The 13,216-nt window shown below is 69.7% G+C and carries 12 protein-coding genes and 1 pseudogene; 12 read left to right on the top strand and 1 reads right to left on the bottom strand.

Features of this window, described 5'->3' with window-relative positions:
- Positions 1 to 4: 4 nt before the first annotated feature.
- A complete protein-coding gene (locus tag WFJ01_RS09040; RefSeq protein WP_292883886.1) occupies positions 5 to 886 on the top strand; it encodes a response regulator transcription factor in 882 nt (293 codons plus the stop codon).
- Positions 887 to 1,163: 277 nt separating this feature from the next.
- Here the strand turns inward: WFJ01_RS09040 and WFJ01_RS09035 are convergent, their stop codons facing one another.
- Positions 1,164 to 2,333 (bottom strand): glycosyl hydrolase family 18, encoded by a 1,170-nt coding sequence (locus WFJ01_RS09035; RefSeq protein ID WP_292883887.1) that lies wholly within the window; start codon positions 2,331 to 2,333, stop codon positions 1,164 to 1,166.
- Between the two features lie 256 nt (positions 2,334 to 2,589).
- Between WFJ01_RS09035 and WFJ01_RS09030 the strand changes: the two genes are divergently transcribed.
- The 11 genes and pseudogenes from WFJ01_RS09030 to WFJ01_RS08980 all read left to right on the top strand — a co-directional run bounded on the left by WFJ01_RS09030 (position 2,590) and on the right by WFJ01_RS08980 (position 13,216).
- Positions 2,590 to 2,997, top strand: coding sequence for a hypothetical protein (locus WFJ01_RS09030; protein WP_336628846.1), 408 nt, complete (start codon positions 2,590 to 2,592; stop codon positions 2,995 to 2,997).
- 47 nt (positions 2,998 to 3,044) lie between these two features.
- Positions 3,045 to 4,184, top strand: coding sequence for a PAS domain-containing sensor histidine kinase (locus tag WFJ01_RS09025; RefSeq protein ID WP_336628845.1), 1,140 nt, complete (start codon positions 3,045 to 3,047; stop codon positions 4,182 to 4,184).
- Positions 4,181 to 5,329 carry a hypothetical protein gene (locus tag WFJ01_RS09020; protein ID WP_292883889.1) on the top strand — a complete coding sequence of 383 codons (1,149 nt, stop codon included), beginning with the start codon at positions 4,181 to 4,183 and terminating at the stop codon, positions 5,327 to 5,329. The genes WFJ01_RS09025 and WFJ01_RS09020 overlap by 4 nt, the downstream gene beginning before the upstream one ends.
- Before the next feature lie 235 nt (positions 5,330 to 5,564).
- The gene (locus WFJ01_RS09015; RefSeq protein WP_292883890.1) at positions 5,565 to 7,382 is read left to right on the top strand and encodes a polysaccharide biosynthesis protein; all 1,818 of its coding nucleotides are present in this window, start codon (positions 5,565 to 5,567) and stop codon (positions 7,380 to 7,382) included.
- On the top strand, positions 7,375 to 8,508 hold the full coding sequence (locus WFJ01_RS09010) for a DegT/DnrJ/EryC1/StrS family aminotransferase (protein WP_292883891.1): 1,134 nt from the start codon (positions 7,375 to 7,377) through the stop codon (positions 8,506 to 8,508). Before WFJ01_RS09015 ends, WFJ01_RS09010 begins: the two co-directional genes overlap by 8 nt.
- A 3-nt stretch (positions 8,509 to 8,511) precedes the next feature.
- Positions 8,512 to 9,132 (top strand): sugar transferase, encoded by a 621-nt coding sequence (locus WFJ01_RS09005; RefSeq protein WP_292883892.1) that lies wholly within the window; start codon positions 8,512 to 8,514, stop codon positions 9,130 to 9,132.
- Positions 9,125 to 9,790, top strand: coding sequence for a NeuD/PglB/VioB family sugar acetyltransferase (locus WFJ01_RS09000; protein ID WP_292883894.1), 666 nt, complete (start codon positions 9,125 to 9,127; stop codon positions 9,788 to 9,790). The genes WFJ01_RS09005 and WFJ01_RS09000 overlap by 8 nt, the downstream gene beginning before the upstream one ends.
- Complete coding sequence (locus WFJ01_RS08995; protein ID WP_336628844.1) at positions 9,783 to 11,048, top strand: lipopolysaccharide biosynthesis protein; 1,266 nt, start codon at positions 9,783 to 9,785, stop codon at positions 11,046 to 11,048. Before WFJ01_RS09000 ends, WFJ01_RS08995 begins: the two co-directional genes overlap by 8 nt.
- A pseudogene (locus WFJ01_RS19075) lies at positions 11,038 to 11,427 on the top strand (glycosyltransferase); the annotation flags it as partial. The gene WFJ01_RS08995 and the pseudogene WFJ01_RS19075, both read left to right, overlap by 11 nt.
- Positions 11,428 to 11,493: 66 nt before the next feature.
- Entirely contained in the window at positions 11,494 to 11,868 is a 375-nt protein-coding gene (locus WFJ01_RS08985) for a hypothetical protein (RefSeq protein ID WP_292883900.1), read from the top strand.
- A gap of 88 nt (positions 11,869 to 11,956) precedes the next feature.
- Positions 11,957 to 13,216, top strand: coding sequence for a nucleotide sugar dehydrogenase (locus WFJ01_RS08980; RefSeq protein WP_292883902.1), 1,260 nt, complete (start codon positions 11,957 to 11,959; stop codon positions 13,214 to 13,216).

Raw genomic sequence — 13,216 nt, 5'->3', positions numbered from 1 at the left:
GAGCATGACCGAAGACGCCACGAAGACCGCTGTCATCGTCGAAGACGATCCGGACGTCCGCTCGCTGCTGGAGGAGGTCTTCCGGGCTGCAGGATTCCGCACGGTCCTGGCCGCAACCGGTCTCGACGGGGTCGCCGCCGTCGCCGAGCACAGCCCGGTCATCACCACGCTCGACATCAACCTCCCCGGCATCGACGGCTTCGAGGCCGCACGCCGGATCCGGCTGCTCAGCACGACGTTCATCATCATGCTGTCCGCGCTCGGGGAGGAGTCGGACGTCGTGCTCGGACTCACCTCCGGCGCCGACGAGTATCTGGTCAAGCCGTTCCGGCCGCGAGAGCTGCGGGCGCGCATCGAGGCGCTGCTGCGTCGTCCTCGTCACGCCGGGCCGGCCGCCCCCGCGGGCGAGGCGGCGCCGGTGCGCGCCACGGCGTCGACAGGTGCGGTGCCGGCCGCGCCCGCCGACGTCGGGGATTCCGCGACGCCCGCGCGCAACCCCTCCGTCACCATGGCCGTCCCGCCGCGCGGCGCAGCGGGACGATGGCATGCGCACCGCGACATCAGCCTCGATCTCGACACGCACACCGTGCTCGTGGCGCAGCACGAGGTCGAGTTGACGCCGACCGAGTTCGATCTGCTCGCCACGCTGCTCGAGTCCAAGCGGCGGGTGCGCAGCAAGTCCGACCTCGCGCTCGTGCTGCGCGGCGAGGCGTTCGGATCCGCGCCCTATGTGGGCGAGCCCGACAGGCGGGCCATCGAGACGCACATGGCGAACCTGCGACGCAAGATCGGGGACAGCACCGCGGATCCTCGGTACATCGAGACGGTGCGCGGCGTCGGCTACCGGCTCACCGCGCATGCGGAAGGCGCCTCGGCGGGCGGCTGAGTCCTCGCCCACGGCCACGCCCACGCCCACGGCCACGTCCAGGGCAGCGGCCACGGGTCTCGGGGTCCGCGCCTCAGCTGCGGCAGGGGCCCCAAGACCCCTGCCGCCTGCGCGGGTCCCGAGACCCGAACCCTGTGTGGTTCCGGGGACCGATCCCCTCGGCCCCCGGGTCCACAGGCCGGATGTCGATCCCCATCGACCACCGGTGTCCGCTCCCCGGGCAGGGCCCCGGGGAGCGGGCGGCGCCTCCCGAAGGCGCCTTCCCCTCCACGTCCGGTTACGGGTCCGGACTCGGAGAGGGAGTCGAAGCCGGCGGTGCCGGCGCCGTAGCGGAGGGCGGAGCCGAGGCGGTCGGGTCTGTCGCGGCGCTGAGTCCGCGTCCCAGCACGGCGGCGAAGGCGTCGTCCTGCGGGAGGGCCCCGCGGCAGGCGCCGGCGCCGGGATCCGTCGCCGGGGCGCACGCGGGGTCGCCGTTCGTCGATCGCATCGACAGCCGGGCGAGGCGCTGCTTCTGCGCGAAGGCGTTGAGGGTCGCAGCGTCGTCGAGGGTGAACGCCCGGTCCTCGCCCTCGACGCGCCCGATCGTCGGTGTGGCGCCCATGATCGCCCAGACGCCGCCCACCGGCAGATCCACGTTCAGTTCGTCGTACAGGCGTCCGAGCTGATCGTGCATCGCGGTGAGCGCCGCGATCGCCGCCGCGCCCCGCGGCTGTCCGCCCTCGGGGGCGTCGTCGTGCCCGGTCATCGCGTTGATGCCGGACAGGCGAACCCCCGCTTGCTGCAGCTGCCGGACCGACCGCAGTCCGTCCGTGCTGAGCCCGCCGCGGCCGGCGGGCAGGGTGAGCCAGACGGCGAGCTGAGTGCCGCCGGCGCGACGGTTCGCCTGCAGCTGCGCCACGGCCTGCGCGCGGCGGTCGCCGGCTGCGGGATCGTCGAGGCTGCGGGCGCCCAGATCGAGATCCATGGTGGTCACCGCATAGCGATCGAGCACCGATGCGTAGGCGCTCACGAGATCGCCGACCGATGCGCAGGCGCCCGCCAGTTCGATTCCGGTTCCACCGAACGACACCGCGACCGTCCGGCCGCCCTGCTGCACGCGTGCGATCCGGTGGTCCAGGTCGAGGACCCGCGCGGCGTCGGCGAGGGAGTACGCGCCGGCCCAGCTCGCGGTGCAGGCGTCGGCCGAGACGGCCCCGACGAATGCGAGCACGACGGCGTCCGAGGGGGATCCGCCGGCGAGACTCGACGTCGCCCCGACCCGGGCGACGTCGACGTAGCTGCCGAACCAGCGGGGACCTGCTGGGGCGGGGGGCACGGCCCGCTCCTGGGTCAGGGACCACGGCACCGCGATGATCCCGAGCGCGACGGTGAGGGCGACGAGGGCGCCGGTCAGCACCGTCCAGCCGCGGCCGGGCGGGGCGGGGGCCACGGAGGAGGGAGCAATCATCGCGCATCCTCCTTCGGCAGGTGATCGTGGATTCGGGGGCGATCGGAGACTGGTGCCGGATCCTCGTTCGGGCCGCGGATCCGGCGACGGAGGGCATCCGTCTGCCTGCGATGCTAGGCGGCGCGATATCCCGGTTGAACCGCCTGGGGTCGTTCTTTGGATAACCTTGCGGAAGCGTTGAGCGGGCGAGCTCCGGAGCGTCTCCGTGCGGCGCATCCGGCGCCGGCGTGGTGCCGCGCGGAGAGAGAGGATCGGCATGTCGCGCAGGGCGTCGATCTGGCGCTGGCAGCTCATCTTCGTCAGCACCACCGTGGCGATCGCGGTGCTCGTCGCCGCGCTCAAGCCGACGGTCTTCGCCACCCCTCTCTTCACGGCAGGCCTCGTGCTCGCGCTGCTCACCACGATCGTCGCGCTCGTGCTGCCCTGGGAGCGGATCCCGCCCGCCGCGATCCTCGTCGTGCCGATGGTCGACATCGCCGCGATCGGTCTCACCACCCGGGCGCCGGATATCCGGCTCGGATTCCTCTGGGTGATCCCGATCACCTGGATCGCCACGTACTCCTCGATGATCGCCGTCCTCGGCGGCATCGCACTGATCACGGCGTTCCTGTTCACGATCGCCAATCAGTCCGGGGTCGTCTCGGACGTGGTGCTGCCCTGCTGATCACCGCGTTCGCGCTCGGCTTCCTGGGAGCGACGATCCGGATCGGCGTGCGCCGATCGCGCGCCGCCCGCAGGCTGCTGCGGCGCGGATCCGAGCAGATCGATCGGGTCGCCCGCCGCGCGGCGACCCATGAGCGACGGATGGCGCAGATCATCGACGCGCTCGGCACCGCCCTCGTCACGGTCGGCGAGGACGGTGCGATCCTGCGGATGAACGACGCCTACCGGCGGCTGTACGGGATCGACGCCGACGGGTCGGCCCTGCCGGCTCCCGCCGTCGAGTATGACGACCGGGAGGGGGATCCGGTGCCGATGCGCCGGACCGTGCTCGCCCGCGCCGCGCACGGCGAACGGCTCGACGGCGAGCGGGTGTGGCTCTACGACGCCGAGGGGGTGTGGCGGGCGCTCGAGGTGGACACGCTGCCGATGGCGGGCGACGCCGATCAGGGGGCGATGGTGCTGGTCACGATCGATGACGTGACCGCCCGGCTGGCGGCGGCGGAGGAGCGCCGCCTGATGTCCGCGATCCTCACCCACGAGCTGCGCAACCCGCTCACGGCGATCGTGGGCCACGTCGACCTTCTGCGGGAGCGGGCGGATCTGCCCGCACGGATGGCCGACCAGCTCGCCCTGGTCGCGGGTGCCGCCGAGCGCATGCAGGACCTGGTCACGACGGCGTTGGACGCATCGCGACCCGTCGCGCGCGTGCTGTCCGAACCCGTCGACCTGCACGCCCTCGTGCACGCGTCGGTGTCGTCGTTCCTACCGACGGCCGCAGCCGGCAGGCTGCAGGTCACGGTCACCGGGGCCGCTGCGCTCCTCATCTACGGGGATGCCTTCCGGTTGCGGCAGGTGATCGACAATCTGCTGAGCAACGCGGTCAAGTACACCCCGGCCGGAGGATCCGTCGTGGTCTCGCTGGGCGTCGCCGAAGACGCACGGGCCGAGCTCGTCGTCGCCGACACGGGGGTCGGCATGGCTCCCGCCGATGTCGAGAGGCTGTTCCAGCCGTACTTCCGCGGCGAGCGGGCCGAGCACAGCGGCGTTCCGGGCACAGGGCTGGGCCTCGTCGCCGTCCGGGACATCGTGACCGCGCACGGCGGCGCCGTCGACGTGCACAGCCGTATCGGCGAGGGTACCCGCATGCGCGTGCGCCTGCCGCGCCGCCCCGAGAGGAACGACGCATGATCACCGTCCCCGGCCCCATCGGCATCACTGTCAACACCTCCGCGACCCTGGTCGCGCTGGTGACGCTGTCGGCTGCGCTGGTGTTCGGCCTGGCCCTGATGCCGCGGCCGAGCAGAGCCACGATCACCTGGTCCGTCGGCTTCGGCATCGCCCTGCTTGCGACCTACGTCTGGGTCGCGGCGAACCAGTTCGACAGCGCTGTGCTGCGGGCGCTGTCGTCGGGGCTCATCGTGTGCTTCGAACCGCTGCTGTGGCTCGGCATCCGCTTCTATGCGGACCGTCGGGCGTTCTGGCCCGCGGCGATCGCCTACATCGCGATCGGGCCCGCGGCACTGGCACTGACCTCCACCACGGATGCGTATCCGGCGGTGTTCCGTGTCGTGTTCTCGGCCGGAGCCGTGTTCGCGGGGATGTCCGCGTGGGAGCTGTTCCGGCTGCGGATCAGCGCCCGGGACGTGGTGATCCCGCTCGCGCTCGTCTCATCGGCGTTCGTCGTGGTCGCCGTGCTCGGCATCGCGGCGGGGATCACCGGGGTCGGATCCGCCCCGGGCGACGAACTGCGCATGCTCCGCGACATCAACGGCGTCGGAATCCTACTGACCAGCCAGTGCGCGGCGATCACGATCGTGCTGCTCACCCGGGGGGAGACGCTGCTGCGCGGTGGGGGGAGGGGGGACGAGGACGACCACGCTGTGCTGCGCGTCCGCCTCGCCCGCGCCAGGCGCAGCCACGACCCGGCCTGGTCGCTGCTCGACATCCGTCTCGACGATCCGGCGGACGTGCAGGAGGTGCTCGGGCCCGTCGCGTTCGCGGGGGTCGTCGAGGCGTTCCACGGGCACGTCCTGGATGCGCTGCCGGTCGCGGCCGACGTGGAGAGGATCGCGGACGGACGGGTGCGGGCGCTGCTGCCCGGTTCGGACGAGGAGGTGCGCCGACACCTCAGGGCGCTGCTCGCCCGCGTGTCGTCGATCGAGGACGCGGGGCTGCGCGCGCCCCTGCGGGTGTCGGGGAGCGTCGGCTGGGCCGGGGTCCGGGACGCCGACTACGACCTCGGGGCGCTGACCTCGGCTGCCGCCGAGGCATCCGCCCTCGCGCAGGCGCGCGGCGGGGATCGCTGGGAGCGGGCGGTCGTCCCCGCCCGCTGAGGCGGATCTGCCGACGGCCCGGCTCCTCCTCGATCCGTTGCGCGCGAGATCCTCGTGCAACGTGACGACTCTGATATGTCAGAGTACCGATATATGGGTAGATTGTTCTCTTGGGTGGAGGAGTCCTGCGCGACGGGGGGAACAGAAAGAGATGAGCACTGCAGCGCGCGTGATCGCGCCTTCCGCGGCCTCAGCCCGAGTGATGACCCGGCAACAACGAAACAGGCGCACCCTGATGGCGCTTCTGGACGCCGGGGCATGGGTGGTCGGCACCTTCCTCGCGGTCGCGCTGCGACTCGATTTCGCCCTGACGACGGTGGGCTGGCTGGCGACACTGTTCCTCGGGCTCGGCGCCGCCGCGATCCAGCTCGTCGTCGGCTATGGCGTGGCCCTCTATCGAGGCCGCTACTCCTACGGATCCTTCGAGGTGGTGCGCGCGCTGGCGATCATCGTGCTCGGCATCTCGGTCCTGTTCTCGACCGCCGTGATCCCGTTCGGCAACGGCATCGGCGTTCCCCGAGCGACCATGCTGTTCGCCGGGCCGCTGGTGCTGCTGCTCATGTTCGGCATCCGCTATGCGACGCGCGTCACCCTGCAGCGATCCCGCAAGCCGCGCGACGACGCCGAGCGGGCGCTCGTGCTTGGAGCCGGTTACCTCGGCGACCGCCTGCTGCACACCGTCATCACCGACCCGATCTCGCCGATCCGCCCGGTCGGCCTCATCGACGATGATCCGCTGAAGAAGAACCTGCGCCTGCGCGGCGTGCCCGTGCTCGGCTGCAGCGATCAGATCGCCGAGCTCGCGCAGCGCACCGGCGCGACGCGGCTCGTCATCGCCCTGGGCAACGCCGACAGCGCGCTGCTGCGTCGGCTGAGCGACGCCGCACAGGCCGCCGGCATGAGCGTCTCGGTCACGCCGTCGGTCACCGACCTCATGATGGATGCCCCGACGAGGATCGACGTCCGCGACATCGAGATCGAGGACCTCATCGGCCGGCATCCGGTGGATACCAATGTGGAGCTCATCGCCGGCTACATCACCGGCAAGCGGGTGCTCGTGACCGGTGCGGGCGGATCCATCGGGTCGGAGCTGTGCCGTCAGCTGGCGAGGTTCGGTCCCCGGGAGCTGATCATGCTCGACCGGGATGAGACGGGACTGCAGACCGCGCAGCTGGGAACGACGGGCAACGGCTTGCTCGATTCCAACGAGGTCGTGCTCGCGGACATCCGCGATGCGTCCGTCCTGAACGCCATCTTCGACGAGCGCCGCCCCGAGGTCGTCTTCCACGCGGCCGCTCTGAAGCACCTGCCGATGCTCGAGCAGTACCCCGACGAGGCCTGGAAGACGAACGTCCTGGGCTCTCTGAACGTGCTGCGGGCGGCGCAGCGGGTCGGCGTGTGCCACTTCGTCAACATCTCCACCGACAAGGCGGCGAATCCGACGAGCGTGCTCGGGCACTCGAAGCGTGTCGCCGAGAAGCTCACCGCGTGGGCGGGCGAGCAGACGGGCATGCAGTACCTCTCGGTGCGCTTCGGGAACGTGATCGGCAGCCGCGGCTCGATGCTGCCGACGTTCCAGCGTCTGATCGCCGAGGATCGGCCGATCACGGTCACCCACCCCGACGCGACCCGGTACTTCATGACCATCCCCGAGGCATGCCAGCTGGTGATCCAGGCAGGCGGCATCGGCCGTGCCGGCGAGGTGCTCATCCTCGACATGGGGGAGCCCGTCTCGATCCTCGAGGTCGCCAAGCGCATGATCTCGATGTCGGGAAAGGACATCGAGATCGTGTTCACCGGCCTGCGGCACGGGGAGAAGCTGCATGAGGAGCTGGTCGGATCCCGGGAGAACCTCGAGCGCCCGTTCCATCCGCAGATCTCGCACGCGCACGCCGAACCGATCAGCCCGGAGCGTCTGGACAAGGCCGGCTGGGAGGCGCGGATGAGGGCTGTTCCGCGCGACAACGACACGGCGGTCATCGACCGCATCACGGTGGACCAGGTCGTCGACGTATCGACCCGTGCGCTGCAGGAGGCCGCCGCGAATGGCTGATCGGATCTACATGTCCTCCCCGGACGTCACGGAGCTGGAGGAGCAGTCGCTCATCTCCGCGATGCGTTCGGGCTGGATCGCACCGCTCGGCCCGGACGTCGACGCGTTCGAGGCCGAGTTGGCCGCGCGCCTCGACGTCGGGCACGGCGTCGCGCTGAGCTCGGGGACGGCCGCCCTGCACCTGGGGCTGCTGACGCTGGGTGTCACTCCCGGCGACGTCGTCGTGACGTCGACGATGACCTTCGCGGCGACCACCAACGCGATCGTCTACACGGGGGCCGAGCCCTATTTCGTCGACGCCGATCCGCAGACCGGGAACATGGACCCCACGCTGCTGCGAGAGGCTCTGACGCGCCTGCGCGACGCGGGTGAGCATGTCGGCGCGGTCGTTCCCGTCGACCTGCTCGGCAAGGCCGTGGACTACACGTCGATCCTCGCGATCGCGGCGGAGTTCGACGTCCCCGTGCTCGCGGATGCGGCGGAGTCGCTGGGCGCCTCGCACGCCGGGCGAGCGGCGGGCAGCTTCGGGCGCGCATCGATCGTCTCCTTCAACGGGAACAAGATCATGACGACCTCGGGCGGCGGCATGCTGCTCACCGATGACGCGGAGATCGCGGACCACGTGCGGTATCTCGCGACGCAGGCCCGTCAGCCGGTGGTGCACTACGAGCACGTCGACATCGGCTACAACTACCGGATGAGCAACCTGCTCGCCGCTCTCGGGCGAGCGCAGCTGTCGCGGCTCGACGCGATGATCGCGCGTCGGCGGGAGATGCGGGAAATCTACAAGGAGCTGTTCGCCGGGGTCGCCGGGGTCGAGGTTTTCGGAGCCGAGGGAGACGAGCACGACAACGTCTGGCTGACGTCGATCCTGGTCGACGAGGACCGCGCCGGCTGGGCGCCGTCCGAGCTCGCCCGGGCGCTCGCGCAGGACGACATCGAGAGCCGGCCGCTGTGGAAGCCGATGCACACGCAGCCGGTGTTCGCCCACCATCGGGGCAGCATCAACGGCGCGTCGGAGAAGCTGTTCGCGTCGGGCCTCACCCTGCCCAGCGGGTCGGCGCTGACCGCGTCGCAGCGCGCTCGAGTCGTCGAGGGCATCGGTGCCTTCGTTCGAGGGCGCTGAACCGTGGCACCCGACAACCGCCCCTACGATCTCCTCAAGCGCCTCCTCGACATCGTGGCTTCCGTCGTGGCGCTCGTCCTGCTGTCGCCGGTGCTCGCGATCGTCGCGCTCACGGTGGCGATCCGACTCGGCAGGCCCGTCCTGTTCGTGCAGCCGAGACCGGGTCGAGGCGGGCGCGTCTTCCTGCTGCGCAAGTTCCGGTCGATGCGCGACATCGACGAATCCGCGGGGCTGGTCAGCGACGCGGATCGACTGACCCCGTTCGGCCGTGCCCTGCGCTCGACGAGTCTCGACGAACTGCCCTCGCTGTGGAACGTGCTCCGCGGGGACATGAGCGTGGTGGGACCGCGTCCGCTCCTGGTCGAGTACCTGCCGAGATACACCCCGGAGCAGGCGCGACGGCACGAGGTCCGTCCCGGCATCACCGGCCTCGCGCAGATCAGCGGGCGCAACGCGATCTCGTGGGAGGACAAGTTCGCTCTCGATGTGGAGTACGTCGACAACCGTGGTCTGGAGCTGGATGTCCGCATCCTCCTCGCGACCATCCGCTCCGTGATCGCCCGGGAGGGCATCTCGGCGGAGGGACAGGCGACGATGACGAAGTTCGGTGGATCCGTTGGCTGAGGGCATCATCGTGATCGGTGCCGGCGGCTTCGGGCGAGAGACGCTCGACGTCATCGAGGCGATCAACGCCGGCGCCCGGGGCGCGCTCTGGGATGTCGTCGGCGTCGTGGACGACGCACCCGCCGAGATCCAGGTCGAACGGCTCGCCGACCGCGGGATCCGCCACCTCGGCGGGATCGAGGAGAATCGCGAGCGGTTCGAGGGCGCCCGCTACGTGGTGGGCATCGGGTCCACCGCGGTGCGCGCGCGCATCGCGGACAGGGTCGAGGCCTGGGGTGCGCGGCCGGCGACCCTGGTGCACCCTGCGGCGGTGATCGGGACGCGCGTCGTCATCGCCGCAGGAGCCGTCGTCTGCGGCGGCGCGCAGATCTCCACGAACATCCGGCTCGGCCGGCACGCGCACGTCAACCCGGCGGCCGTCATCGGGCACGACTCGATCCTCGACGACCACGTCTCGGTGAATCCCGGAGCGATCGTCTCCGGAGAGGTCCACGTCGGCGCCGGGTCGCTGATCGGCGCGGGCGCGACGATCCTGCAGGGGCTGCGCATCGGCGCGGGCGCGACGGTCGGAGCAGGCGCCTGCGTCACGCGGGACGTGGCGCCCGGTGTCACGGTCGTCGGCGTTCCCGCGCGCGAGGTGGGAGCGACGGATGAGTAGCGAATCCCGAGGGCAGGTCGCTCTGAAAGGCCCGGCGCGGCATCTGACCGGGTATGCGATTGCCAAGGTGCTGCCCGGGGTGATCGGGATGATCACGGTGCCCCTGTGGATCAAGACGTTCGGCCAGGCGCCCTATGCGATGTACTCGATCGTCTGGGTGATCGGCAACTTCGGCGGAGCCATCACGATCGGATGGCTCCGACAGGCGATTCTGCGATTCAGCGGCGATGCCGAACGATCCTCGGACGGAGTATCGCGCTACGCGATCGCCGCGTCGATCCTCGCCGGTGTGATCCCGCTCGCCGTCACCGTGATGTGGGTGGGGCAGCAGGACCCGAATCTGCCCTGGATCATCGTCACGGGTGTCGTGTTCTCCATTCTGAACAGCCTTTATCTGGTCCAGCAGGCACACGCGCAGAGCGGCGCGCGTGTGACGGCCTACTCCTCGGCTGAGATCGTCAGGGCCGCCGTCGCCCTTGGCGCCAGTCTGCTCGCCTTTGCGTTGTGGCGACTCGATCCGGTGATCTGCATGATCGGGGGATATGCGCTGTCGACGCTCATCGCCCTCCTGGTGCTGAAGCGGCGACGTCCGCAGACGACCGACGCCACCGGCCCGACCACCGTGGTCTTCTGGAGATACGGGTGGCCCATGTCGATCTGGCTCGCACTCTCGCTGGTGCTCGTGTACTTCGACCGGCTGTGGCTCGCGCCGACGGTATCGGCAGATCAGCTGGGACTGTATGCGGCCACCGGCGACCTCATCATCCGCGGGATGGGAATGGTCGCGTTCCCGTTGACCATGTACGTCCATCCGCTGATCATGAAGCACTGGAACGCCGGCGAGCGCGCGGAGGCGCTCCGCCTCAACCTCCGATTCCTCGTCGCGGTGGCGATCATCACCGGCGCCTGCGTCGCAGGCCTCGCCGTGGTCAGTACCTGGGCACTCTCCCTCCTCCTCGACGGCGTCGCCCCTTCGCCGGCGGTCTTCCTTCCGCTCGCCATCGGCGCCGCGCTCTGGCAGATCGCACTGCAGGCGCACAAGCCGCTGGAGATGATGAATCGCACGGGCACCATGACGGCGATGCTCCTGTGCGTGTGTGCGCTGACCATCGGTGCCCTGACCGTCTTCGTCCCCCTGTATCAGACCCGAGCCGCGGCCACGATCTTCGCGTGCGGCGCCGCGCTCTACGTCGCCGCATCGATCTGGCTGGGCCAGCGGGCGACCACAAGAATGAGGAGGGAGAGCCATGCCGATTGAGATCGTGGCCGTGTCCTATTTCGGATCAGGCGATCTGTCCGGGTTCGTCGCGAGTCTTCGCGCCCAGCGCTTCGACGAGTGGCGGCTGACGATCGTCGACAATTCCGTCGACCAGGCGGAGCACGCGAGGATCCGCAGCCTCCAGGAGGATGATCCTCGCATTCGGATCCTCGCGCCCGAGACGAATCTCGGCTACTTCGGCGGTGCGCGATTCGGCATCGAAGGCCGGGTGGAGAGCGACACCCTTGCGGTCATCGTCACCAACGTGGATATCACCTTCAGCGACGACGAGACCCTCGGGCGCATCGCGAGCGCTGCGCGCGAGTGCCCGGAGGACGTCGGCGTGATAGCTCCCCGGATCCTGTCCGCCCGAAGCGGCGACGACCAGAACCCGCATCTGCTTCATCGTCCCAGCATCGTTCAGCAGCGAAGGCGCATGCGGAGGATGAGCAGCCCGGCCCTGGCACAGGCCGTGATCATGGGATCCGTGGTCAAGCGCGTCCTGACTGCTCCGCTCAACCGTCGCGCGCTGACCGTCACGGACGACATCTACGCCGCGCACGGCGCGTTCATGATCTTCCTCCCGGAGTACTTCGGGCGAGGAGGAGACCTGTCTCATCCCATCTTCCTGTTCGGCGAAGAACTCACCGTCGCCGAGAAGAGCCGCGCGCTCGGGCTTCGCACGAGCTACATGACCGACCTGGAAGTCCGCCATGTCGAGCACGGCCAGATGGGCTTCGTGCGTTCCCGACGAGTCCTGGCGGAGATGGTCACCGCGGCGAAGTACGGATACGACCTGATCAGCCGGACCGCCGACTGATGCCTGGAGTGCGGGGAATGCGCGAAACGGGGCGCGGATTCCCTCAACGCCGATCACAGATCCATCGATATGAAGGGGTTTCACACCAATGCCGAAGAAGGTTGTGGTCATCGGTCAGGGCTATGTCGGATTGCCCGTCGCGATGCTGGCCGTCGAAGCCGGATTCGCGGTCGTCGGGCTGGACATCGACCCTCGGCGCGTGGAGGCCCTCGCGAACGGCACCTCGTTCGTGGAGGACATCAGCGATGCCACGCTCGCGAGCGCCCTCGACTCAGGCCGCTACACGCCGTCGGCCGACTACGCGGCGGCCGCGGGTTTCGACATCGCCGTGATCAGCGTTCCCACGCCACTGCGAGACTCCCTGCCGGATCTCTCGTTCATCGAGGAAGCGGGTCGATCGCTCGCGGTGCACCTGACCAGTGGCGCGACCGTGATCCTCGAGTCGACGACCTATCCGGGTACGACGGAGGAGCTCCTGGTTCCGATCCTCGAGAGCGTCAGCGGGCTCAAGGCAGGACCGGACTTCCACGTCGGCTACTCCCCGGAGCGCATCGATCCGGGGAACGCCCGGTGGAACCTGGCGACCACGCCCAAGGTCGTCTCCGGCATCGACGAAGCGTCCCTCGCGCGTGTGCAGGAGTTCTTCGACACGTTCGTCGAGCGCACCGTGCCGGTATCGGGCACTCGCGAGGCCGAGCTCACGAAGCTGCTGGAGAACACCTTCCGGCATGTCAACGTCGCGTTGGTGAACGAGCTGGCGATGTTCGCGAATCAGCTCGGGGTCAACATCTGGGAAGCCATCGATGCGGCGGCGACGAAGCCCTTCGGATTCATGCGGTTCACCCCCGGCCCCGGTGTCGGCGGCCATTGCCTGCCGATCGATCCGAGCTATCTCTCCTGGCAGGTGCGCCGTGAACTGGGCTCGTCATTCCGGTTCGTCGAACTCGCCAACGACGTCAACGAGCACATGCCCGACTACGTCGTGGAGCGCGTGATCAACGCGTTGAACTCGCACAGGAAATCGGTGAACGGGTCCCGGATCCTCATCGCCGGGCTCTCCTACAAGAAGAACACCGGCGACGTCCGAGAGGCCCCGGCGACGCGCATCATGACGCTCCTGACACAGCTCGGCGCGGAGCTCTCGGCCGTGGACCCGCATGTGGCGCCGCACGCGTGGCCGGCGGGGGTTCGACGCGCCGATCTGACGGGGGGCGAAGTCGCGAACGCTGATCTGGTGCTGCTCGTCACCGACCACGACGCTCTCGATCTCGATGTGCTCCGAACGTCGGACACGCCGGTGCTCGACACGCGGAACGCGGTCAAAGACGGCGCGGTGATCCGGCTGTGA

The organism is Microbacterium sp. MMO-35, from assembly GCF_037147555.1.
In the GTDB taxonomy this organism is placed as follows: Bacteria; Actinomycetota; Actinomycetes; order Actinomycetales; family Microbacteriaceae; genus Microbacterium.
Note: the sequence above shows the minus strand (reverse complement) of the source record. Positions and strands in the feature narration are given on the sequence as shown.

What these genes read in the sequence shown, in the direction of transcription:
- WFJ01_RS09040 (WP_292883886.1), top strand. Translation starts at nt 5, where the DNA reads ATGACCGAAGACGCCACGAAGACCGCTGTCATCGTCGAAGACGATCCG.
- WFJ01_RS09035 (WP_292883887.1), bottom strand. Translation starts at nt 2,333, where the DNA reads ATGATTGCTCCCTCCTCCGTGGCCCCCGCCCCGCCCGGCCGCGGCTGG.
- WFJ01_RS09030 (WP_336628846.1), top strand. Translation starts at nt 2,590, where the DNA reads ATGTCGCGCAGGGCGTCGATCTGGCGCTGGCAGCTCATCTTCGTCAGC.
- WFJ01_RS09020 (WP_292883889.1), top strand. Translation starts at nt 4,181, where the DNA reads ATGATCACCGTCCCCGGCCCCATCGGCATCACTGTCAACACCTCCGCG.
- WFJ01_RS09015 (WP_292883890.1), top strand. Translation starts at nt 5,565, where the DNA reads ATGGCGCTTCTGGACGCCGGGGCATGGGTGGTCGGCACCTTCCTCGCG.
- WFJ01_RS09010 (WP_292883891.1), top strand. Translation starts at nt 7,375, where the DNA reads ATGGCTGATCGGATCTACATGTCCTCCCCGGACGTCACGGAGCTGGAG.
- WFJ01_RS08995 (WP_336628844.1), top strand. Translation starts at nt 9,783, where the DNA reads ATGAGTAGCGAATCCCGAGGGCAGGTCGCTCTGAAAGGCCCGGCGCGG.
- WFJ01_RS08985 (WP_292883900.1), top strand. Translation starts at nt 11,494, where the DNA reads ATGAGCAGCCCGGCCCTGGCACAGGCCGTGATCATGGGATCCGTGGTC.
- WFJ01_RS08980 (WP_292883902.1), top strand. Translation starts at nt 11,957, where the DNA reads ATGCCGAAGAAGGTTGTGGTCATCGGTCAGGGCTATGTCGGATTGCCC.